Genomic DNA, 22,500 nt, shown 5'->3' on the forward strand with positions numbered 1-22,500 from the left:
GCAGGAGGGGGCGACAGGCCCGCTACAAGGCCAGGCCTTCGGCCTCGGCAAATTCCGTCAGCTTCTGCCGGATCGAGACGCTGCCGGCGGGCGCGTCCAGCAACGGCCCGAGCATCGCCTCGGCCTTCTTGGCGTCGAGATCGAGCACCATGGCCTTGACCGGGCCGAGCGCGGTGGCCGAGAGCGACAGCGAGCGATAGCCCATCCCGATCAGCGCCAGCGCGCCGATCGGTTTCGACGCCATCTCGCCGCAGAGCGACAGCGATTTGTTCGCGGCTTGCGTCTTGCGTGCGATGTCGCGAAGCGCGCGCAGGATCGGCGCCGACATGGTGTCGAAGCGCTCCGAGACTTTCGCGTTGCCGCGGTCGACCGCGAACAGGAACTGGAACAGATCGTTGGAGCCGACCGAGATGAAGTCGACCTTCTTCAGGAGCTCGTCGAGCTGATAAAGCAGCGCCGGCACCTCGACCATGGTGCCGATGTCGATCCGCTCCGGCAGCGTGTGGCCGTGCTGGCGCAGATAGGTCAGTTCGCGTTCGACCAGCGCCTTCGCAGAATCGAATTCACCCACCTCCGAGATCATCGGGAACATGATGCGCAGCGCGCGGCCGCCGCCGGCGCGCAGCAGTGCGCGGATCTGGCCGCGCAACAGGCCGGGACGGTCGAGCCCGAGCCGGATCGCGCGCCATCCGAGCGCGGGGTTCTCCTCGATTACCGCCTCCATATAAGGCAGCGCCTTGTCGCCGCCGATGTCGAGGGTGCGGAAGGTGACGGGCTTGGTGCCGGCGGCATCCAGCACGGTGCGATAGAGCGCGAGCTGGTCGCTGGTGCGCGGCAGGCTCTGGCCGACCATGAATTGCAGCTCGGTGCGGAACAGGCCGATGCCGGCGCTGCCGGTGTCTTCGATGTGCGGCAAGTCGATCGCTAGACCCGCATTGATCATCAGCTCGACCTTCTGGCCGTCCTTGGTGACGCAGGGCCGGTCGCGCAGCGCCAGATACTGCGCCTGGCGGCGGGCCCGGAAGCGCACGCGCTCGGCGAAGGCCGCTTCGACCTCCTGCGATGGGCGCACATAGATCATGCCGGAGGTGCCGTCGACGATGACGGCGTCGCCGGGATCGGCGATACCAGGCGCGTTCGGGACTTCGCCGACCGCGGGAATGCCGAGCGCGCGCGCCACGATCGAGACGTGGGAATTGGCGGTGCCTTCCTCCAATATGATGCCGCGCAGGCGCTTGCGGTCATAGTCGAGCAGCGCCGCCGGGCCCATCGCGCGCGCGATGACGATGGCGTTGTCGGGCAATTGTTCGCGTGACGGCGCGTGATCCTGGCCGACCAGCTGTCGCATCAGGCGATAGCCGAGATCCTCGAGATCATGCAGCCGGTCGCGCAAATAGGGATCTGTCGAGCGCAGCATGCGCGCGCGGGTGTCGGATTGCACACGCTCGACGGCGGCTTCCGCCGTGAGGCCGGTGGCGACCGCCTCGTGCAGCTTGTGCGACCAGCCCTGGTCGTTGGCGAACATGCGGTAGGCTTCCAGCACCTCGCGATGCTCGCCGCCCTCGGCGACGTCGCCGCGCTCCAGCATGCGGTCGAGATCGGCGCGCAGCTTGGCGAGCGCGGTGTCGAGCCGCTTGATCTCCTTTGGCAGGTCCTCGGCGATGTAGTCCTTGATAACCACGCGCGGCTCGTGCAGCACGACATGGCCGAGTGCGATGCCTTCCGACAGGATGGCGCCGACCTTCTGCGCCGAATGGCGCGCCGCGGGCTCATGGCCTGGCTGGGCCAGCGCAGACAGCTCGCCGGAGGCGATCAGCTCCGCCAGCACCATCGCGGTGGTCTGAAGCGCCTCGAGCTCCTCCTCGACATAGTTGCGCTTGGCGCGATTCTGCACCACCAGCACGCCGAGCGTGTTGCCGGCGCGCAGGATCGGCACGCCGAGGAAGGAGTGGTAAATCTCTTCGCCCGTCTCCGGGCGGAACGAGAAGGCCGGATGGCTTTGCGCATCGCTTAGGTTGAGAGGCGTTGCCTCGCTCGCGACCAGGCCGACCAGGCCCTCATGGGCGCTGAGCACGGTGTGGTGCACCGCCTCGCGGTTGAGGCCTTCGGTGGCATAGAGCTCAAGCGTGTTGTCCACGCGCAGCACATAGACCGAGCACACCTCGGCCACCATGTTGGCGGCGATCAGCACCACGATCTTGTCCAGCCGCTCCTGGGCCGAGACCTGCTCCGCCATGGTTTCGCGGAGCCGTCTCAACAAGACGCGGGGACCTCCCGACGCGCTCCGCATGAACCGTCAATCTCCTTCGTCTGCCGGGGCCGAAAGGGCCCGCGGCGGCTCGCCCAGAAATCCAGAAAAACAACAAATTTGCTCGTCCGGCGCCAGCCCCGGCGGTTGCCTGGGCCGAATCAGCACCGCCTCAACTGGGGCACAGTTTCTGGCAGCCCACCCAGTTCGCCGTATAGCGAATTGGGGCTTGTTTTGCCAAGCAAAACGCCTGCCAAACGCGAAAGTGTGGACACCTTCGCGTTTGCTGCGACCGCTAAGAGAAAATTAGCCTAAGCCTGATCGAGACCGTAGAGCGTGTGCAGCGTGCGCACCGCAAGCTCGGTATAGGCGGTGTCGATCAGAACCGAGAATTTGATCTCGGAGGTTGTAATGGCCCGGATGTTGATATTCCGTCCTGCGAGGGCCGAGAACGCCTGGGCGGCAACGCCGGCATGGCTGCGCATGCCGCTGCCGATCACCGAGATCTTGGCGACATCGGTCGCGGTGTCGAGCCGGGCATAATTGATCTGGCTCTTGGCCGCGGTAATCGTCTCCTTGGCCCTGGTGTAGTCGGCGGCCGGGACCGTGAAGGTGAGGTCGGTGGTCTTGCCGTCCTCGGAGACGTTCTGCACGATCATGTCGACGTTGATGTTGGCATCCGCGAGCGGGCCGAAGATCGACGCCGCCACGCCGGGCTTGTCCTCGATCTGGCGTACCGAGATCTGGGCCTCGTCCTTCGAAAAGGCGATGCCGGTGACGACGTGGCTTTCCATGATCTCCTCCTCGCTGCAGATCAGCGTGCCGGGCGGCTGGTTGGCATGCGGGTCGATATCCTCGGGCTTGTCGAAGCTCGAGCGGACGAAAATTGGCATGTTGTGGACCATGCCAAGTTCCACCGAGCGGACCTGGAGCACCTTGGCGCCCTGGGAGGCCAGCTCCAGCATGTCTTCAAATGCGATCTTGTCGAGCCGGCGCGCCTTCGGCACGATTCGCGGATCGGTGGTGTAGACACCGTCGACGTCGGTGTAGATGTCGCAGCGGTCCGCCTTCACGGCGGCGGCGATCGCCACGGCCGAGGTATCGGAGCCGCCGCGGCCGAGCGTGGTGATGCGGTTGGTCTCGGGGTTGATGCCTTGGAAGCCGGCGATCACGGCGACTTCCTTGCGCTCCCTGAAGCGCTTGATGATCTCGCTGCCGTCGATGCCCTCGATCCGGGCCGAAGCATGGGCGTCGCTGGTCGTGATCGGGATCTGCCAGCCCTGCCAGGAGCGGGCCTGGATACCCATGCCCTGAAGCACGATGGCAAGCAGGCCGGACGTCACCTGTTCGCCCGAGGCGACCACGGCGTCGTATTCGCGCGCGTCGTGCATCGGCGAGGCCTCGGTGCACCAGGCCACCAGCTCGTTGGTTTTACCGGACATCGCCGAGACGACCACGGCCACTTCATGGCCGGCGTCGACCTCACGCTTCACATGGCGTGCGACGTTGCGGATACGTTCGATGTTGGCGACGGACGTGCCGCCGAATTTCATCACGAGGCGGCTCATGACGACGCGTGCATTCCTTCATAAGGATCAGTATGGTGGCCCGCACTGGACGGGCCTCGCGGACACCGACCGCGCGTATACATAGCGGCGGGGCCGGGGGCAAGCGGGTTCCTGCGGGGCAGGGTGCGGGTAGTGGGTTAACCGAGATCATGGCGCGCTATATCGACGAGATCCTGCAGCCTGGCGAGAAGGTGCTGTATTCGACCAATGCGCACTGGATCTTCTATTTTCCGGCGATCCTGGCCTGGATCGTGGCGCTGGTCCTGTTCGTCCTGTCCCGGCAAACCACCGTCGAGGGGCTCGTCATGCTCTGTCTGGTTGCGGCCGGCCTGGTCGCTCTGGCGGCGCTGTACTGGACTGTGAAGGGCTGGTTCCATCGCTTTACCACCGAGACCGACGTGACCAATTTGCGGGTCGTGCACAAGACCGGCTTCATCAAGCGCCGCACCTTCGAGATGGCGCTGGACAAGGTCGAGAGCGTCGATGTCGATCAGACCATTCTTGGACGAATTCTCAACTACGGCGACGTGACGATTCGCGGCGTCGGCGAGGGGATCGAGACGATCAAGACCATCGCCTCGCCGCTCGCCTTCCGTAGTTCGATCACCACGCGGTAGGACCGCGCGTAACCATGAGCATGCAGCAAGATACTTCCGTAACCGCAAGCACCTCGCCGGGCTCGACCGTCGATGCCGCCGAGATCGCGAAATTCTCAAAGCTCTCGGCGGAGTGGTGGGATCCCAACGGCAAGATGGCACCGCTGCACCGGATCAACCCGCTGCGGCTCGGCTATATCCGCGATGCCGCCTGCCGCAAGTTCGAGCGCAACGCGCGCAGCCTCAACTGCCTCGGCGGTCTGCGCGTGCTCGACATCGGCTGTGGCGCCGGCCTGCTCTGCGAGCCGTTGTCGCGCCTGGGTGCGCAGGTCATCGGCGTCGATCCGTCGGTCAGCAACATCGCGGCCGCCAAGCTGCATGCCGATAAGGCGCACCTCGCGATCGACTATCGCTGCACCACGGTTGAGGAGATCGACCCGCGCGAGCGCTTCGACATCGTTCTGGCGATGGAGGTGGTCGAGCACGTCGTCGACGTCGGCGTTTTCCTGAAGCGCTGCGCCGCGATGCTGAAGCCGAACGGCCTGATGGTGGTCTCGACGCTGAACAGGAACTGGAAGAGCTTTGCGCTTGCCATCGTCGGCGCTGAATATGTCCTGCGCTGGCTGCCGCGCGGCACCCACGAGTGGAACAAGTTCGTCACCCCCGACGAGCTGACGAAATACCTGCTCGACAACCGCCTGGTCATCACCGAGCAGACCGGCGTCGTCTACAGCCCCTTCGCCGACAAATGGACCCTCTCGTCAGACATGGACGTGAACTACATGGTGGTGGCGGAAGGCATGGTGTGAGGCGTTGCCGCTTCCAAACATTCGGCGTCGTCCTGGCGAAAGCCAGGGTTTAGTTAGGCGAAAACTGATAATTACGAGTCTTCGCCAAACCACTCCCTGGGGTAATGGGTCATGGATCTGCGCTTCGCTTGTCCAGGACGACACCGAATTCGTCAGGCAAGCATCGCACCCATGACATCCGCGTGATTGACCTGCTTGAGCGCGAGCGGCACGTTGACTCAACGTCCTCTCGCTCCCAGCGCAGTCCCATCCCCATGTTCACCATCGCCAGCCTCTGGATTCCCTTTACCGTCATTGCCGCGCTCGGCCAGGTCGCGCGCAATGCGATGCAGCGGTCGCTGACGAAGCCGCTGGGGACCTGGGGCGCAACCAATATCCGCTTCCTGTTCGGCTTTCCGTTCTCGCTGCTTTTCCTGGCGGTGGTGCTGGTCGCCACCGGCGATCATCTCGACATGCCGCCCGGTGTGTTCTGGCCGTGGCTCCTGCTCGGCGCGCTCAGCCAGATCGTCGCGACCGGCCTGATGCTGCTCGCCATGAACGACCGCTCCTTCGTGGTGACGACGGCCTATTTGAAAACCGAGGCGATCCAGACCGCCATCTTCGGCTTCGTCTTCCTCGGCGATCATCTGACATGGCTGAAGGTGCTTGCGATCGTGATCGCGACAATCGGCGTCGTCATCACCGCGCTGCGGCCCGGCGGCGAGAAGAGCTTTGCCGAATTGAAGCCGACCATCACCGGCCTCGTCGCGGCCGCGGCCTTCGCGCTCTCTGCGGTCGGCTTCCGCGGCGCCATCATCAACGTGCCTGATGTCTCGTTCGTGACTGCGGCATCGTTCACGCTGGTGCTCGGCCTGTTCGTGCAGACGCTGATCCTGACGGTCTATCTGCTCTGGCGGGCGCCAAAAGTGCTTCAGTCGATCCTGAGGCTTTGGAAGCCACCGCTGCTCGCCGGCTTCATGGGCGCCTTCGCCTCGCAGTTCTGGTTCCTAGCGTTCGCGCTGACGGCCGCCGCCAATGTCCGCACCCTCGCTTTGATCGAGGTGCTGTTCGCGCAAGGCGTGGCGTACTATTCGTTCAAGCAGCCGATCGCGCCGCGCGAGATTATTGGCATCGCGCTGATCGTGGTCGGCGTGGCGGTGTTGGTGGGAGTCTAATTCCGGTCTTCCGGCAGCGTCGGCAGCGGCGACACCTCGATGCCTTCGTCGATCAGCGACTTGGCCTCGTCGGGCGAGGCCTCGCCATAGATCGGACGGTGCTCCTTGTCGCCGTAATGCATCGCGCGGGCTTCGGTGGCGAATCGCTCGCCGACATTGTCGGCGTTCTTCACGATGTGATCGCGCAGCTCTTTGAGCTTGGCGCGCAGCTCGCGCTCCTGCGCCATCAACAGCGAGGTCGGTGCGGATTGCGCAGCTTCGGGCGCGGTCATCGTGGCGGTGGGCTCAGGCGGCGGCGTGGCGCGTCCGCGGCCCTTCTTGCCGACGATGCGCGGCGCCATGATCGCCTTGTCGACCTTGGCCGAGCCGCAAACCGGACAGGTCACGAGCTTGCGCTTCACCTGCTGGTCGTACGCGGCCGAGCTCTGGAACCAACTCTCGAAGTCGTGGCTCCGGTGGCAGCGGAGCGCGTAGCGGATCATGCCGATCCCCGCACCAGGTGCAGATGGTCCGGCCCCGCCTTGGGGTCGGCGACGCCGAAGCGGCGGCCGTGCTGGAGTGAGGGGATCGCGCGGCGCGCGGTCTCGACCTTGGCCGGATCGATTTTTGCCATGATGATGCCGGGCTCGACATCGCCTTCGGCGAGAATCTCGCCCCAGGGATCGATGATGAGCGAATGGCCATAAGTCTCGCGCTTGTTCTCGTGCAGGCCTGCCTGCGCCGCGGCGAAGATGAAGCAACCGGTCTCGATCGCGCGCGCACGCAACAATACGTGCCAATGCGCCTCGCCGGTCTTGCGGGTAAAGGCCGAGGGCACCGTGATGAAGTACGCGCCGCTTTCGGCCAGCGCGCGGTAGAGCGCGGGGAAGCGCACGTCATAACAGATCGTCAGGCCGACGCGGCCCCAGGGCAGGTCAGAGATCACGGCCGTCTCGCCCGGCTGGTAATTGGCGGATTCGCGATAGCTCTCGCCGTCAGGCAGCTCGATATCGAACATGTGGATCTTGTCGTAGCTCGCGAGCACATTGCCCTCGGGCCCGATCAGGAACGAGCGGTTGACCGCTTTCTCGTCCGAAAAGCGCAGCGCCAGCGAGCCGACATGGATGTGGATCTTCAGTTCCGCCGCGAGCGCCCGGTACGCCCTCAGCGAGCTGTCGTCGTCTTGGCTCTGGAGGTGCTCGAACAGGGCCTTGCGGTTGAGCTGCATCATGTTGCTGACTTCGGGCGTCTGCACGTAGTCGGCGCCATTGGCTGCAGCTTGGCGGATCAGCCTGGTGGCCTGCGCGAGGCTCGGCTCGGGCATCAGGCCGGTGCGCATCTGCACCATCGCCGCCGTGAAAGTCCTGTTGTCGCTCATGACTCCGCCTTGACGCTCTCGAACATGGCGTCGAGCTTGCCTTCGCGATCGAGCGCGTAGAGCTCGTCGCAGCCGCCGACATGGTTCCCGCCGATCCAGATCTGCGGGAAGGTCGAGCCCTCGCCGGCGCGATCGTACATCTCCTGGCGCCAGGACGGGTTCTTGGCGATATCGAACTCCGTGAACGTCGCCTTCTTGCGGGTCAGCAGCGACTTGGCGGCGGAACAATAGCCGCAGCCCGGCCTCGTGTAGATCTCGACAGCAGCGGTCATCTTGTCTAGCGCTCTCATGTCATGAATTCATTGAATTATATGGGACTTCACCGGCTCTCGACAACCCGGGCAAACACCAGCACGTCCACTTGCGCCGCTTTGGCCCGGAGCAGGGCCCGCGCACAGGCATCCAGCGTCGCGCCCGACGTCAGGACGTCGTCGATGAGGACAATGCGCCGACCTTGAACGTCCGCCTGGCGGTCGGGGGATACCTGGAATGCGCCCTGCACATTGGTAGCGCGCTGGGCCCGCGACAGGCCGATCTGCTGCTCGGTCGCGCGTACCCGGCGCAGCACCTCAGCCTTCGCCTTCACTCCGCTCTGCCGCTCGATGATCCGCGCCAGCGCCCCGGACTGGTTGTAGCGGCGGCGCCACGCCCTTCGCCAATGCAGGGGAACGGGCACCAGCATGTCGGCTTCGGCGAGCAGTTCGCCGCCCGCGCGCGCCATCCAGCGGCCCATGGCGGGCGCCAAATCCGTCCGGTCCTGGTATTTCAGCGCATGCACCAGGGTGCGCGCGACGTCGTCATAACGCACCGCGGCGCGCGCCCGCTGGTAGGCCGGCGGGCTCGCGATCGCCTCCATCGACAGCATGTCGGGCCCGGGATCGTACACAAAGGGAATGCCGAGCCGCGGGCAGTAGGGCCGTTCGATGAACGACAGCCGCGCCCAGCACGCCGCGCACACGCCCTCGCCGTCGACCGGCTCGCGGCAGGACACGCACAGTGTCGGCAGCGCAACGTCGAGCGCAAGCCTTGGCAGATGCGCCATCACACCTCGGCAGGCCTGAAGTGCGCCGCGCAAATGGCTGGAAATGGAGCGTGGTGGTGATGCCTCGGCGTCCATTGGGCAAGGCTAGCGCCGTCCTGCGCCACGCTCAAGTCAATGGGCTGTTCTCGTCCGCGCCCGGCCTACGGCTCTTTCGGCAGCACGGGCCGGAAAAACGATCGCTCATAACGGCGAAAGCAGCGCGTTTGCCCTGCGAACTCGATCGCTTTCTGGACGTCCGGATCTTCGGCGCTGTCCTTCCGATATTGTTCGTACGCCGCGAAGCTCGGGAAGCTGAACATCGCGAGGGCGACGTCGCTGGCGCCTTCCGATGGCAGGAAGTACCCGTGGTGGATGCCGCCGAATCTTGGCACTAGTTCCAGCCACATCCTGCCATAGGCTTCGAATTCGGCGAGCTTGTCCGGGGGGATCTCGTATCGCAGATAACAGGTGATCATCGTTTGACGCTCCGGCGCCGCGGGCCTGGTGCGGATTGCTAGTTTGGAACACGGGGCCGGTGCCGGCTCCATGAGGCAAGGCTAGCGCCGCGCGCAGTGGATTGCCAGAACCAGCATGATCGGCGTAACCAGCGGCATGGCTCAAGACCCGCAAACCCCGCCCGCTTTGTTCGATCGTGCCTTGCTGCGCGCGCGACAGCGCCGCGCGCAGGCGCAAGGTGCCGCGAGCTTCCTGCTGGATCGGGTCGCCGAGGACATCTCCGACCGGCTGGCCGCGGTGATGCGAGAGTTTCACACAGCGGCCGATCTCTGGACGCCCGGCGAGGGTCTCGCGGTGCTGCGCGCGCGACTGCCCTCGATCGAGCGCATTGAGCTCGATGCGTCGGGTGCGGAGAAGCTGCCCTTTGTACCGGAGAGCCTCGATCTCGTGGTCTCGGCGCTGGCGCTGCAATTCGCCAACGATCTGCCGGGTGTGCTCGCGCAGATCCGTCGCGCGCTGAGGCCGGACGGGCTGCTGCTGGCGGCGATGATCGGCGGCGACAGCCTGACCGAGCTGCGCCAGGCCTTTGCCGCCGCGGAGGCCGAATGCGAGGGCGGCGTATCGCCGCGAGTCGCACCGTTCGCCCATCTGCGCGACGTTGGCGCGCTGTTGCAGCGGGCGGGGTTTGCGCTGCCGGTCACCGATGTCGACCGCGTCGTGGTGCGCTACGCCAACGCGTTCGCGCTGATGCAGGATATCAGGCGCATGGGCGCCGCCAATGTGCTGATCGAGCGGCGACGCACGCCGAGCCGGCGATCGACGCTGCTGCGGATGGCTGAAATCTACGCGGAACGCTTTGCCGACGCCGACGGCCGCATCCGTGCGACATTCGACATCATCTGGCTTTCCGGCTGGGCGCCGCATGCGAGCCAGCAGCAGCCGCTCAAGCCTGGATCAGCGAAGGCGAGCCTGGCGGAAGCGGTGAAGAAGGCCGGAGGGACGTAAGCTCTCTCCGCCGTCATGGCCGGCATGCCGTCCGAAGGACGGCGTCGCTTCCGCTCGCCTATGTCCCGGCCATCCACGCCTCTCGGTTCAGCACGAAGATCGTGGATGCCCGGGACAAGCCGGCATGACGCCGAGAGTGTGGTGCCCGCTTCGAATTCACATCAACAAATCAATCAAATGCGGGATCAGCGGAATGTCCGCGGGCGGCATGGGATAGTCGCGCAGCTTGTTGGCGCGAACCCAGGCCAGGGCCTGGCCTTCGCGCGGCGTGACCTGTCCGTCCCAGCGCCGGCAAATGAAGAGCGGCATCAGGAGGTGGAAGGTCTCGTAGCCGTAGCTCGCGAACGTCAGCGGCGCCAGGCAGGGTTCGGCGACGGTGATGCCGAGCTCCTCGTGGAGTTCGCGGATCAGGCTCTGTTCCGGCCGCTCGCCGGGCTCGCACTTGCCGCCGGGAAATTCCCAAAGGCCGGCCAGCGTCTTGCCCTCGGGGCGCTGCGCGATCAGGACGCGCTTGTCGGCGTCGACGAGGGCGCAAGCCACCACGAGCGTCAGTTTGAGATCAGCCATGCCTGGAATTCCGCTCACTGAAGGATCATCCGCAACGGTTCGTTAACCCTGTTACGGCCCGTGTTTCCGAGGTCTCCATAAGTCATATTTAATCCACGGTTCCTAGAGTGGACACGCTGAAACCATTTCGGGCCAGATCCATGCGCGCTGAGTGTCGTCCCATCTTCCGTCGGTTCCTTCGCGACCGGCGCGGCAATGTCGCGGTGATCTTCGCAATCTGCTGCGTCCCCCTGATCACGTTCATCGGCACCGCGATCGACTACTCCCGCGCGACGCAGGTCCGGGCCAAGCTTCAGGGCGCGGCTGACGCGGCCAGCGTCGGTGCGCTCGCCAAGGCATCGCCGGGGTTTGCCGCCGCGGGCTCGATGACCACGGACGGCACGATCACGGCCGGCGTCGACGACGCCCAGAAAATCTTCGATGCCAATCGCGCCAACCTGACCGGCTATACACTCGACAGCGTCACCCCGACCGTCGTCAAGACCGGCTCGACCATCAACTCGACTGTCTCGTTCACCGCCACCATCAACACCATGTTTCTCGGCCTGATCGGCAAGACCACACTGACCATGAGCGGCACGTCGTCGTCGACGGCCAATATGCCGCTCTATGTCGACTTCTATCTCCTGCTGGACAATTCTCCGTCGATGGGCGTCGCAGCGACACCGACCGACATAACGAAATTGCAGGGAAAGACGGGTGGATGTGCATTCGCGTGTCACGACACCACCAAGGCCGCCGGCACAAGCAACTACGACATCGCCAAAGCAAACGGCATCACGACCCGAATTGACGTGGTGCGCCAGGCGAGCGCGAACCTGATGGACACAGCCCAGAACACGCAGACCTATTCGAACCAGTTCAGAATGGCGATCTACGATTTCGGCGCTTCGTCAGCGACGATCGGATTGAGAAATCTGTTCGCGCTGTCGTCGAGCCTGAGCTCCGCCAAGACTGCGGCGGGAAACATCGACCTGATGGCGGTCGCCGGTCAGAATGACTCGTATACTAAAGACAAAGATACTCCCTTCACCACGATTTTTCCCGCGATCAATAGCGCAATCGCCTCGCCGGGAGCCGGCACATCCGCGTCACCGCTGAAATATCTGTTTTTTGTATCCGATGGGGTCGCTGACGAAACCAACTCAGGCACGACGATGTGTAGTGTCTCGTCTTCTTCGTATCCTCTCGCGTCATCGAATCGCTGTCAGTCGCCGATCAATCCGGCGCTCTGCACGGCCATCAAGGACCGCGGTATCAAGATCGCGGTGCTGTACACGACGTATCAACCACCTACCGACACCTGGTACACCACCTGGATCTCGCCCTTTAACCCCGGGCCGTGGGGGCCGTCTCCGAACAGCAAGATCGCGCAGAACATGCAGAGCTGCGCTTCGCCGGGATTCTATTTCGAGGTCAGCCCCACCCAGGGCATTTCGGAAGCGATGAACGCGCTGTTCAAGAAGGCACTCGCGGATGCGCGGATCTCGGGGTGATTTTGATCACCCCGCCCGCTTGCGGGTCAAGCGGACTCACCGCGAGTCCGGCTACGACCTGTAATCCCCGTTGATCGCGACATACTCCTTGGTGAGGTCGCAGGTCAGCACGCGGTCGCGGCCCTTGCCGAGGCCGAGCGAGACCTTGATCGCGATCTCCGGCGCCTTCATCGCTTCCGACACCTGCGCCTCGTCATAGGACGGATCGCGCGCGCCGCTCTTGGCGACGCGGATGCCGTTGAAGGAGATCGAGAGCTTGTCGCGGTCAGCCGGCTCGCCGGCCTTGCCGACCGCCATCACCACGCGGCCCCAATTGGCGTCCTCGCCGGCGATTGCGGTCTTCACCAGCGGCGAGTTCGCGATCGACATCGCGATCTTGCGCGCCGAGGCCTTGGTCTTGGCGCCCTCGACGGTGATCTCGACCAGCTTGCGCGCGCCTTCGCCGTCGCGGGCCACTTGCTCGGAAAGATTGGCGAGCACCTGGTTGAAGGCCTTGACGAAGGCTTTCAGGCGCGGGTCGGTGGCGCGACTGATCTTCGGCGCGCCGTGTTCCGCAGCAGCACCGGTGGCAAAGGCCAGCAGCGTGTCCGAGGTCGAGGTGTCGCCGTCGATCGTGACCGCGTTGAAGGTGTCCTCGACGCCGCTTTTGAGCAGCGCCTGCAGCGCGGCAGGCGCGATCGGTGCGTCGGTGAAGATGAAGGACAGCATCGTCGCCATATCGGGCGCGATCATGCCGGCACCCTTGGCCATGCCATTGATGGTGACCTTGGCTTTGCCGAGCTTCACGGTCGCGGTCGCGACCTTCGGGAAGGTGTCGGTGGTCATGATCGCCTTGGCGGCCGCCAGATAATCGCCGGCCTCGGCGGTTTCCGCGAGCCGACCGAGCACGCCATCGAACTTGCTCGCATCCAGCGGCTCGCCGATCACGCCGGTCGAGGCCAGGAAGATCTCACCCTCGGTGCATCCGACGGCCTTGGCCGCGATCTTCGCGGTCAGTGCCGTGGAGCTGCGGCCGGTCTTGCCGGTGAAGGCATTGGCGTTGCCGGAATTGACCACCAACGCGCGGGCCTTGCCGCCTTTCAGCTTGGCGCGGCACCATTCCACCGGCGCGGAGGGACATTTCGACTTGGTGAAGACGCCTGCGACCGCGGTGCCCTTGTCCATCACCGCCAGCAGCACGTCGGTGCGGTTCTTGTAGCGAATGCCGGCTTCGGCCGTCGCGAGACGGACCCCCGCGATCACGGGCATGTCGGGAACGTGTTTCGGGGCGAGGGGGGAAACGGAGGAGGACATCGGGGCGCCTTGGTGGGATCTGGACATGCAGATGCCCGGCGCGGGGGCCGGGCATCACAAAGGCTTAGATACTCTTCACGTCACCGAAGTGACAGCGAATTCTTACTTCTTCGCCGGGGGCGCCATCTTGCTGTCGGACGGCTTGGCGTCAGCCGGCTTGGCCGCATCGGCCGGCTTGGCGTCCTTTGCCGCATCCGCCGGCTGGTCCAGCCGCTCGACCTTGGCTTCCGCGCGCAGCTTGGCGACGTAATCGGCCTGGGCCTTGCGGGTGACATACTGCTCGATCTGCGCCTTGACTTGCTCGAAGTCCGGCGCCTTGCGGCTGCGCTTTTCCTCGACCTTGATGACGTGCCAGCCGAACTGCGACTTCACGGGGTCGGAGATCTTGCCCGGCTCGAGCGCGAAGGCGACCGCGGAGAATTCCGGCACCATCTGCTCCTTGGTGAAGAAGCCGAGGTCGCCGCCGTCGGCCGAGCCCGGATCCTTGGACTTCTTCTTGGCGAGTTCGGCGAAATCGGCGCCCTTGTCGAGTTCGGCCTTCACCGCCTTGGCCTCGTCCTCGGTCTCGACCAGGATGTGGCGGGCGTGCACTTCCTGCTCGCCGGTGATCTGCTTGGAGGCCTCCTCATAGACCTTCTTCATGGCATCCGGGGTGGTGGCGGCCTTGCCCTCGCCGGCGAGCAGGCTGTCCATCAGCAGGCGGTTGCGGGCGAACGCGAGCCGCTTCTTGAACTCCTCGCCCTCGGCGAGCTTCTTGTCCTCGGCGGCCTTGCCGACGATCTTCATGTCGATCAGGAAGGACAGGACGTTCTCGTCCTTGGTCGCCGGGTCCATCTGGGCGAGGCTCGGCCCGAGTTCCTCTTCGGCCATGGCGACGTCGCTCTTCTTGATTTCCGCGCCATTGACCTTCGCCAGCACCGGATCGTCGGCAGCCCGGCCGGGACCCGCGATCAGCGCCAGCGCAAGGCAGCCCACGAGGGCGGTGGCGAGGCCGAAGCGCAGGCCGGTTCTGGTTACCGGGAACGAGGTGGTCATGGAAAATCCTTTTGTTGAAGCAGGGGGCTGCTCGAGCGGGGCGGACACTCGCCCAATTCAGGGGGCCTTGGCAACGCGAAAAGTCTGTCAAAATGATGAATTAGCCGCAATGCACCCGCCGTTGACAAGGCCCTGACCGGGCCATATCTCTGCCCGGTCGCGTCCATGCGATGGCGTTTATTTTGCTGCGTTTTTGGCCGTTGAACCCAGACTTGCCCAACTCCCACCCATATGGCGGATGGACCCCCCGCAGACGGGGCTCTGGCGCCTAGCAGGCGTCACGGTGAGTTGATAGGCAGGCGGGTGACAACCTCTTGGCTGCAACGCGAACGCGGTTGAATCGCGAACACAGGAACTAAGCATGATCGGCGCGCTCGCCCGCAAGTTTTTCGGCTCCGCCAACGACCGGCGGGTGAAGGGATATCAGTCCCGCGTCAACGCGATCAACGCGCTGGAGCCCGAGGTCTCGAAACTCTCTGACGAGGCCCTCAAGGCCCGCACCGTCGAGTTCAGGAAGCAGCTCGCCGAGGGCAAGACCCTTGACGACCTGCTGGTCCCCGCTTTCGCCACGGTCCGTGAAGCCGCCAAGCGCACGCTCGGCCAGCGCCATTTCGATGTCCAGCTGATCGGCGGCATGGTGCTGCACGAGGGCGACATCGCCGAGATGAAGACCGGCGAAGGCAAGACCCTGGTCGCAACGCTCGCGGTCTACCTCAACGCGCTCGCTGGCAAGGGCGTCCACGTCGTCACGGTCAACGACTACCTCGCCCGCCGCGACTCCGCCTGGATGGGCCAGATCTACGGCTTCCTCGGCCTGACCACCGGCGTGATCGTGCACGGCCTCGACGATTCCGAGCGCAAGATGGCCTATGCCTGCGACATCACCTACGGCACCAACAACGAATACGGCTTCGACTATCTGCGCGACAACATGAAGTACCGGCTCGAGGACATGGTCCAGCGGCCGCACTTCTACGCGATCGTCGACGAAGTCGACTCCATCCTGATCGACGAAGCGCGCACGCCGCTGATCATCTCCGGCCCGCTCGACGACCGCTCCGACTTCTACAACACCATCGACGGCTTCCTGCCCAAGCTCGACAAGTCCGACTACGACGTCGACGAGAAGCAGCGCACGGTGACGCTGACCGAAGCCGGCATGGAGAAGATCGAGACGCTGCTGCGCGATGCCGGCCAGCTCAAGGGTGAATCGCTCTACGACGTCGAGAACGTTTCCGTCGTGCACCACATCAATCAGGCGCTGCGCGCCCACACGCTGTTCACGCGCGACAAGGACTACATCGTCCGCGACGACGAGGTCGTCATCATCGACGAGTTCACCGGTCGCATGATGCAGGGCCGCCGCTATTCGGAAGGCCTGCATCAGGCCCTGGAAGCCAAGGAGCACGTGCAGGTCCAGCCGGAAAACCAGACGCTGGCCTCGATCACCTTCCAGAACTATTTCCGGATGTACGAAAAGCTCGCGGGCATGACCGGCACGGCGCTGACCGAAGCCGACGAATTGTTCGACATCTACAAGCTCGAGGTCGTGGAGATCCCGACCAATTTGCCGGTCGCCCGTCTCGACGAAGACGACGAGGTCTATCGCACCCAGAACGAGAAATACGCCGCGATTCTGGCCGAGATCGAGCGCGCCAATGCGCGGCTGCAGCCGGTGCTGGTCGGCACCGCCTCGATCGAAAAATCGGAAGTGATCGCCGAATATCTCAAGAAGCACGGCTATCGGCAGATCGATTTCGGTAACGAAAATTCGATGCAGAAGCTGTACGCGGCGGCCCGCGCCGGCAAACCGGCAAAGCTGTTCGCGGTGCTCAACGCGCGCTTCCACGAGCAGGAAGCCTACATCGTCGCGGAAGCCGGCGTCCCCGGCGCGATCACGATCGCGACCAACATGGCCGGCCGCGGCACCGACATCAAGCTCGGCGGCTCGCTGGAAATGCGCATCCAGCAGGAGGCCGCTTCGATCGAGGACGAAGCCGAGAAGGCCTTGAAGATCGAGCAGATCAAGGCCGACATCGAGCACTTCCGCGACATCGTGCTGAAGGCCGAGGAAGAGGTCGAGATCGAGCCCGCGAAGGGTTCGAAGCCCGCCAAGACCGTGAAGAAGCCCGGCGGCCTCTACATCATGGGCTCCGAGCGCCACGAATCCCGCCGCATCGACAACCAGCTCCGCGGCCGCTCCGGCCGTCAGGGCGATCCCGGCCGCTCGAAATTCTTCCTGTCGCTGGAAGACGATCTGATGCGCATCTTCGGCTCGGATCGCCTCGACAGCATGTTGCAGCGTCTCGGCCTGCAGGAGGGCGAGGCCATCATCCATCCCTGGATCAACAAGGCGCTCGAAAAGGCGCAGCAGAAGGTCGAGGCGCGCAACTTCGATATCCGCAAGAATTTGCTCAAGTTCGACAACGTCCAGAACGACCAGCGCAAGGTGATCTTCGACCAGCGCGTCGACCTGATGAAGGACGACAGCGTCGCCGAGACCGTCGCCGACATGCGCCACGCCTTCATCGACGACCTCGTCGCCAAGCACGTGCCCGAGCATGCCTATGCCGAGCAGTGGGACGTCGCGGGCCTGAAGGAAGAGCTCAAGCGCGTGCTCGATCTCGACCTGCCGGTCGAGGACTGGGCCAAGGAAGAGGGCATCGCCGACGAGGAGCTGCTCACGCGCATCGAGACCCGCGCCGACGAGCACATGGCCGCAAAGGTCGCGCAATGGGGTCCCGACGTGATGCGTTACGTCGAGAAGACCATCCTGCTGCAGACGCTCGACCATCTCTGGCGCGAGCATCTGATCATGCTCGACCATCTGCGCCAGGTCATCGGCCTGCGCGGCTACGGCCAGCGCGATCCGCTGCAGGAGTACAAGACCGAGGCGTTCAACCTCTTCCAGGAGATGAGCGCGCATCTGCGCGAGGCCGTCACGGCGCAGCTGATGCGGGTCGAGATCGTGCCGCCGGAGCAGGAAGCCCCGGTGCTGCCGCCGATGGAAGCGCACAAGTTCGACCCGAACACCGGCGAGGACGAAATGGCGCTCGCGAGCGTCACGCTCGGAGCGCAGTCCACCGACGCGGCGTTGCGCGATCCCAAGAACCCGGCAAGCTGGGGCAAGATCGGCCGCAACGAGGATTGCCCCTGCGGCTCAGGCAAGAAGTACAAGCACTGCCACGGGCGGTACGCTTAGCGATCAGGTGTGAGGTGCGACGTCGGCGCCTCACATTCCACTGTCGTCGCCCGGTTTAGCCGGGCGACCCAGTACGCCACGGCTTCTCGGTTCAATCACGTCAGTCTCTGGAATACTGGATCGCCCGATTAAATCGGGCGATGACATCGAGTATGGGGCGCGCGGCTCCATCTCCTTCGCCGGGACGACCGTGTGGAGAGAGCTTGCTAAACACGCCAGCTCAATTCGAGCTGTCGATCAAGCTCTCCAGCAGCCGCTTCAATTCGCTCGTCGATTTGTCGCCGTAGCTCTCGAGGATGTGCTCTTCCTGGTCGACCGCGAGCGAGTTGAGCTTCTTGCTCAGCACCTTGCCGCGATCGGAGATGAACATCAGGACCTTGCGGCGGTCGTTCGGGTCCTGCACGCGGTAGACCAGCGTGTCCGAGACCATGCGATCGATCATCTTGGTCAGCGTCGGATGGTTGAGCAGCACGGCATCCGCGAGCTCTCCCATCGAATGGCCGTTGCCATCCGACAGGACTTTCAGAATGCGCCACTGCTCGACGGGCACGCCTTCCTTGCTCAACCGCAGTTCGAGCTGCCGGTTGATCTCCCGGTTGGCTTGCGCGAGCAGGTAGGCGAGGTGTTCGGTGATCGGGGTGTTCGGTTTTGCCACGGCTAAGACTTTGTCTTGACCCAAATGAGTGAATGTCTTGCAATCGATGCTGCATCTATATGCACTTCAATTCTTGAATATTCAATATTTTCAAAATAGGATATTGCCCAACAATAGGGCGGGTGCCGCGGCCGCCTGCTGAATGAGCTTTCAAGTCTGGTATCAGACAGGAGTTGGCGTGCGCGCGACGGTAAACTTCCCGGCTCACGGCGGTCCGGCGTTACCGCCGTCCTTGCTGTTCAGGAATCTGTCGCCCGCGGCAGCGGATTTCGACCTGTCGCCGGCTGATGCGCATTTCATGAAGCGCCGCGGCGCACACAACAAGCTCCGCATCGGGGGCTTCATTTGCTGCACCGGCTCGCCCGGTGTCTGGGGCCCGTGCGCGACAAGCAGCGCGCAGCTCGCGGTCGCCGAGATCAACAAGCGCGGCGGCATTCTCGGGCGCGAGATCGAGCTTTCGATCTACGATGCCGGCGGGCCGCTCGACGGGATTCTGAGCCGCGCCGAGCAGGCGATCGCTTCCGATGAGATCGACCTCATCGTGGGACTGCATACCAGCGCGGTGCGTGTGGCGCTGCGCAAGGTCACGACCCGCCACCGTATCCCCTACATCTATACGCCCGTCTACGAGGGCGGCGAGCAGACGCCGGGTGTCATGGCGATCGGCGAGACGCCGCGCTGGCAGAGCCGCCCCTCCATCCACTGGCTTGCCGACGTCAAGAAGGCGGCGCGCTGGTACCTGATCGGCAGCGATTATGTCTGGCCCTGGCAGTCGCACCGCGCGGTGAAGCGCTACATCAAGGAGGCCGGCGGCCATGTCGTCGGCGAAGAGTTCGTTCCCCTCGGCGAAGACAACCACGAGCCGCATCTGGAGCGCATCCGTGCCGCGAGGCCTGACGTCGTCCTGATCTCGTTGATCGGCACCGACAGCATCACGTTCAATCGCGCGTTCGGCGAATGCGGCCTCGGCGCCACGACGCTGCGGCTGGCCGGGGCGATGGACGAGACCGTGCTGCTCGGAATCGGCGCCGACAACAGCGAAAATCTGTTCTGTGCCTCCGGCTATTTCCCGGGCATCGGATCGCGAGCCAACGACGACTTCCAGAGCCGCTATCGCGCGATGTTCGGACCGAACGGCCCCCCGATCGGCTCGCTCGGTCAATCCAGCTATGAGGGACTGCGCTTCCTTGAGGCCGTGGCAAACAAGGCGGGCACGTTGGCGATGGGGCCCATGCTCGCGGCCGGCCGCAACATCGTCTATGGCGGCGCGCGCGGCCCCGTCACCGTCAGGAACGGTCATACCCGGATGCAAATGTATCTCGCCGGCGCGGATGGCCTCGATTTCAAGCTGATCAAACCGATCTGACGCCGGCGCCCCATCTGCAAACGCCCGAATCCAAAATAATACTTGAAAAGGAAAATATTTCCGTCTGTAATATCAAGGTAGAGCCGACGGGCGCGCGCCGCACACGCGCGCCGATGAGGCTCCAATGCCAGGGATTCCAATTCCAGGGATTCCAATTCCAGGGATCAAGAAGCCTTTGAGGAGAGCGCCGTGACAGTTGTCCTTCCCACGCCAGCCCAATTGCGCAGTGTCGCCGACCAGTGCGGCCTTTCGCTGACCGACGACGATGTCGCCTCGTTCCGCGGTCTGATGCAGGGCTCGATCGAGGCCTACAATCTCGTCGGAGCCATGCCGGACGAGGTGCCGGAGGTCAAATATCCGCGCACGCCGGGCTATCGGCCCTCGCCGGAAGAGAACCCGCGCAACGCCTGGTATCGCAAGTCGACCGTGAAGGGTGCGGCGAGCGGCAAGCTCAAGGGCAAGACGGTCGCCCTGAAAGACAACATCATGCTCGCCGGCGTTCCCATGATGAACGGCTCGGCGACGCTCGAAGGCTACGTCCCCGATTTCGACGCCACCATCGTCACCCGCATGCTCGATGCCGGCGCCGAGATCGCCGGAAAAGTTCATTGCGAATCCTTCTGCATGTCCGGCGGCAGCCACACCAATGCGGTCGGCGCCGTCCACAATCCGCACAAGATGGGCTATTCGGCCGGCGGCTCGTCGTCAGGCAGCGGCGTCGTCGTCGCGCTCGGCGAGGTCGACATGGCGATCGGCGGCGACCAGGGCGGTTCGATCCGCATGCCGTCCTCGTTCTGCGGCACTTATGGCATGAAGCCGACCTGGGGCCTCGTGCCCTACACCGGCATCATGCCGATCGAGGTGTTCGTCGACCACACCGGCCCGATGACGGCGACCGTCGCCGACAACGCGCTGCTGCTGGAGGTGCTGGCCGGTGACGACGGCTACGATCCCCGCATCAAGGCGCCGAAGGTCGAGGAGTACACCAAGGCGCTCGGCCAGGGCGTCAAGGGCATGAGGATCGGCATCCTCAAGGAAGGCTTTGAGCAGGCGACGGCCGAAGCCGCCGTCAACGAGAGCGTGCGGGAGGCCGCAAAGCGTTTCAAGGATCTGGGCGCCACGGTCGAGAACGTTTCGATCCCGATGCATCTCATGGGCCCCGCGATCTGGACGCCGATCGGCACCGAGGGCATGACCCAGACCATGATGTATGGCGACGGTTATGGGCTGAGCCGATCCGACCTCTATTCGACCACTCTGATGGATTTCCATCGGGGCTGGCGCCGGCAGGCGGATTCTCTGTCCGAGACCACAAAGCTGTTCCTGCTGCTCGGCACCTACATCAACAACACGTTTGGTCCGCGCTATTACGGCAAGGCTCTCAACATTTCCCGACGCCTGACCGCGGCTTACGACAAGGCCTTCAAAGACTACGATTTGCTGCTGCTGCCGACGACGCCGATGAAGGCGACGAAGCTGCCGGAGCCCACGGCCAGCCGCGAAGACTATGTCGCGCGTGCGCTGGAGATGATCTCCAACACCGCGCCGTTCGACATCACCCATCATCCGGCGATGTCGCTGCCCTGCGGCATGGTCGACGGCCTGCCCGTCGGCCTGATGCTGGTCGGCCGCATGTTCGAGGAATCCACCATCTACCGGGCTGCCCACGCCTTCGAGCAGATCGGCGACTGGAAGAAGATGTGAGCGAGGCATTGATGCGGGCCAACGGAACAGGGAAGCGTTTTCGGACGCGTCAAGACAACGAGCCGGAGCCCCGTTCCGATTCCTTCGGAACGGGAAAGGCTCCGGCGCATGGCTAACGCGTTCGTCGCGGCGTTCGAGATCCTGAGCTTCGGCGCGATCATCGTCCTGATCGTGCTGGGGCTCGGGATCATCGCCAGCATGATGGGCATCTTCAACTTCGCGCAGGGCGAGTTCGTCCTGCTCGGGGCCTACATCACCTATCTCGCCTACGCCAAGGGCCTGCCGATCTGGGCCGGCATGGTCGCCGCACCATTCATTGTCGGCGCGCTCGGCTTCGTCCTGGAGGCGCTGATCATCCGACGCTTCTACGCAGCCCCCATCGTCGCCATGCTCGGCACCTATGCGCTCGGCCTGATCATCCGCGAATCCGTGCGCGGCTTGATCGGCGGCTTCTATCTCACCGTGCCGGAGCCGATCGGCGGCTCGATCGATATCGGTGCCATGCACATCTCGGCCTGGCGCTTCACCATCATCATCATCACGGCGCTGGTGATGGGCGGCTGCTATCTGCTGCTGGCGCGCACCAGCTTCGGCCTGCGCGTGCGCGCTACCCTGGAAAATCCTTCGCTGGCCCGCGCCTCCGGAATCTCCACGCCGCTGATCTACGGCGCCACCTTTGCGTTCGGCGCGGCGCTTGCCGGCCTTGCCGGCGCACTGATCGTGCCGGTGTTCAGCCTGTTCGCCGATCTCGGCCTGCGCTTCCTGATCCAGGGCTTTGTTGCGGTCATGGTCGGCGGCGTCGGCTCCTTCATCGGGCCGGTCGCGGGCGCCGGCGTCATCGGCACGCTCAGCGCCGCGCTGCCCTGGGTGATGGCGCCCGTCGTGGCCGATGTCCTCGTCTTCGTTCTCGCCATCGTCTTCATCAAATTCCGGCCGCAGGGCCTCATCGCTGGAAAAGGGGTTTAGTC

Annotated in this window: 20 protein-coding genes; 9 read left to right on the forward strand and 11 right to left on the reverse strand. The window is 64.3% G+C overall.

The features are described from left to right. Positions 1–22: 22 nt before the first annotated feature. Both ptsP and IVB19_RS01645 read right to left on the reverse strand, forming a co-directional pair. On the reverse strand, positions 23–2,290 hold the full coding sequence (ptsP, locus tag IVB19_RS01640; protein WP_026232414.1) for a phosphoenolpyruvate--protein phosphotransferase: 2,268 nt from the start codon (positions 2,288–2,290) through the stop codon (positions 23–25). Positions 2,291–2,559: 269 nt separating this feature from the next. Next, entirely contained in the window at positions 2,560–3,816 is a 1,257-nt protein-coding gene (locus IVB19_RS01645) for an aspartate kinase (RefSeq protein WP_027515136.1), read from the reverse strand. A gap of 149 nt (positions 3,817–3,965) precedes the next feature. Here IVB19_RS01645 and IVB19_RS01650 point away from each other — a divergent pair, with 149 nt between their 5' ends. From IVB19_RS01650 to IVB19_RS01660, 3 genes are all read left to right on the forward strand, one after another. Then, on the forward strand, positions 3,966–4,433 hold the full coding sequence (locus tag IVB19_RS01650; protein WP_018452897.1) for a PH domain-containing protein: 468 nt from the start codon (positions 3,966–3,968) through the stop codon (positions 4,431–4,433). A gap of 14 nt (positions 4,434–4,447) precedes the next feature. Beyond that, complete coding sequence (gene ubiG / locus IVB19_RS01655) at positions 4,448–5,221, forward strand: bifunctional 2-polyprenyl-6-hydroxyphenol methylase/3-demethylubiquinol 3-O-methyltransferase UbiG (protein WP_162496295.1); 774 nt, start codon at positions 4,448–4,450, stop codon at positions 5,219–5,221. A 254-nt stretch (positions 5,222–5,475) separates the two neighbouring features. Next, positions 5,476–6,375: an EamA family transporter gene (locus IVB19_RS01660; protein ID WP_247820906.1), complete on the forward strand. Its 900-nt coding sequence runs from the start codon at positions 5,476–5,478 to the stop codon at positions 6,373–6,375. Here IVB19_RS01660 and IVB19_RS01665 read toward each other — a convergent pair. The 5 genes from IVB19_RS01665 to IVB19_RS01685 all read right to left on the reverse strand — a co-directional run bounded on the left by IVB19_RS01665 (position 6,372) and on the right by IVB19_RS01685 (position 9,229). Further along, the gene (locus tag IVB19_RS01665; RefSeq protein WP_247820907.1) at positions 6,372–6,857 is read right to left on the reverse strand and encodes a DUF1178 family protein; all 486 of its coding nucleotides are present in this window, start codon (positions 6,855–6,857) and stop codon (positions 6,372–6,374) included. The genes IVB19_RS01660 and IVB19_RS01665 overlap by 4 nt on opposite strands. Beyond that, positions 6,854–7,732, reverse strand: a complete 879-nt coding sequence (locus tag IVB19_RS01670) for a carbon-nitrogen hydrolase family protein (RefSeq protein ID WP_085348371.1) — start codon at positions 7,730–7,732, stop codon at positions 6,854–6,856. The genes IVB19_RS01665 and IVB19_RS01670 overlap by 4 nt, the downstream gene beginning before the upstream one ends. Further along, positions 7,729–8,004: a glutaredoxin 3 gene (gene grxC / locus IVB19_RS01675; RefSeq protein WP_085357821.1), complete on the reverse strand. Its 276-nt coding sequence runs from the start codon at positions 8,002–8,004 to the stop codon at positions 7,729–7,731. The genes IVB19_RS01670 and grxC overlap by 4 nt, the downstream gene beginning before the upstream one ends. A gap of 47 nt (positions 8,005–8,051) precedes the next feature. Beyond that, entirely contained in the window at positions 8,052–8,849 is a 798-nt protein-coding gene (locus tag IVB19_RS01680) for a ComF family protein (protein ID WP_247820908.1), read from the reverse strand. 65 nt (positions 8,850–8,914) lie between these two features. Further along, the gene (locus IVB19_RS01685; RefSeq protein ID WP_247820909.1) at positions 8,915–9,229 is read right to left on the reverse strand and encodes an NIPSNAP family protein; all 315 of its coding nucleotides are present in this window, start codon (positions 9,227–9,229) and stop codon (positions 8,915–8,917) included. A 115-nt stretch (positions 9,230–9,344) separates the two neighbouring features. Between IVB19_RS01685 and IVB19_RS01690 the strand changes: the two genes are divergently transcribed. After that, a complete protein-coding gene (locus IVB19_RS01690; RefSeq protein WP_247820910.1) occupies positions 9,345–10,214 on the forward strand; it encodes a methyltransferase domain-containing protein in 870 nt (289 codons plus the stop codon). Positions 10,215–10,370: 156 nt separating this feature from the next. Here the strand turns inward: IVB19_RS01690 and IVB19_RS01695 are convergent, their stop codons facing one another. Beyond that, positions 10,371–10,781, reverse strand: coding sequence for a (deoxy)nucleoside triphosphate pyrophosphohydrolase (locus IVB19_RS01695; RefSeq protein ID WP_247820911.1), 411 nt, complete (start codon positions 10,779–10,781; stop codon positions 10,371–10,373). A 140-nt stretch (positions 10,782–10,921) separates the two neighbouring features. Here IVB19_RS01695 and IVB19_RS01700 point away from each other — a divergent pair, with 140 nt between their 5' ends. Beyond that, positions 10,922–12,277, forward strand: coding sequence for a TadE/TadG family type IV pilus assembly protein (locus IVB19_RS01700; protein WP_247820912.1), 1,356 nt, complete (start codon positions 10,922–10,924; stop codon positions 12,275–12,277). A gap of 51 nt (positions 12,278–12,328) precedes the next feature. Here IVB19_RS01700 and argJ read toward each other — a convergent pair whose 3' ends face one another. Next, positions 12,329–13,570 (reverse strand): bifunctional glutamate N-acetyltransferase/amino-acid acetyltransferase ArgJ, encoded by a 1,242-nt coding sequence (argJ, locus tag IVB19_RS01705; RefSeq protein WP_247821744.1) that lies wholly within the window; start codon positions 13,568–13,570, stop codon positions 12,329–12,331. Between the two features lie 102 nt (positions 13,571–13,672). Then, the gene (locus IVB19_RS01710) at positions 13,673–14,605 is read right to left on the reverse strand and encodes a peptidylprolyl isomerase (RefSeq protein ID WP_018452911.1); all 933 of its coding nucleotides are present in this window, start codon (positions 14,603–14,605) and stop codon (positions 13,673–13,675) included. Between the two features lie 361 nt (positions 14,606–14,966). Between IVB19_RS01710 and secA the strand changes: the two genes are divergently transcribed. Further along, complete coding sequence (gene secA, locus IVB19_RS01715; protein ID WP_247820913.1) at positions 14,967–17,807, forward strand: preprotein translocase subunit SecA; 2,841 nt, start codon at positions 14,967–14,969, stop codon at positions 17,805–17,807. Positions 17,808–18,027: 220 nt separating this feature from the next. On the opposite strand, the gene IVB19_RS01720 is transcribed toward secA, so the two are convergent. Continuing rightward, positions 18,028–18,462, reverse strand: a complete 435-nt coding sequence (locus tag IVB19_RS01720; protein WP_007599198.1) for a MarR family winged helix-turn-helix transcriptional regulator — start codon at positions 18,460–18,462, stop codon at positions 18,028–18,030. A 178-nt stretch (positions 18,463–18,640) separates the two neighbouring features. Between IVB19_RS01720 and IVB19_RS01725 the strand changes: the two genes are divergently transcribed. The 3 genes from IVB19_RS01725 to IVB19_RS01735 all read left to right on the forward strand — a co-directional run bounded on the left by IVB19_RS01725 (position 18,641) and on the right by IVB19_RS01735 (position 22,498). Continuing rightward, positions 18,641–19,828: a substrate-binding domain-containing protein gene (locus IVB19_RS01725; protein ID WP_085384113.1), complete on the forward strand. Its 1,188-nt coding sequence runs from the start codon at positions 18,641–18,643 to the stop codon at positions 19,826–19,828. 189 nt (positions 19,829–20,017) lie between these two features. Next, entirely contained in the window at positions 20,018–21,532 is a 1,515-nt protein-coding gene (locus IVB19_RS01730) for an amidase (protein WP_085351652.1), read from the forward strand. Between the two features lie 108 nt (positions 21,533–21,640). Then, a complete protein-coding gene (locus tag IVB19_RS01735) occupies positions 21,641–22,498 on the forward strand; it encodes a branched-chain amino acid ABC transporter permease (RefSeq protein WP_085351651.1) in 858 nt (285 codons plus the stop codon). Positions 22,499–22,500: the final 2 nt, after the last annotated feature.

The organism is Bradyrhizobium sp. 187, from assembly GCF_023101005.1.
GTDB classification, from domain to species: Bacteria; Pseudomonadota; Alphaproteobacteria; order Rhizobiales; family Xanthobacteraceae; genus Bradyrhizobium; species Bradyrhizobium canariense_D.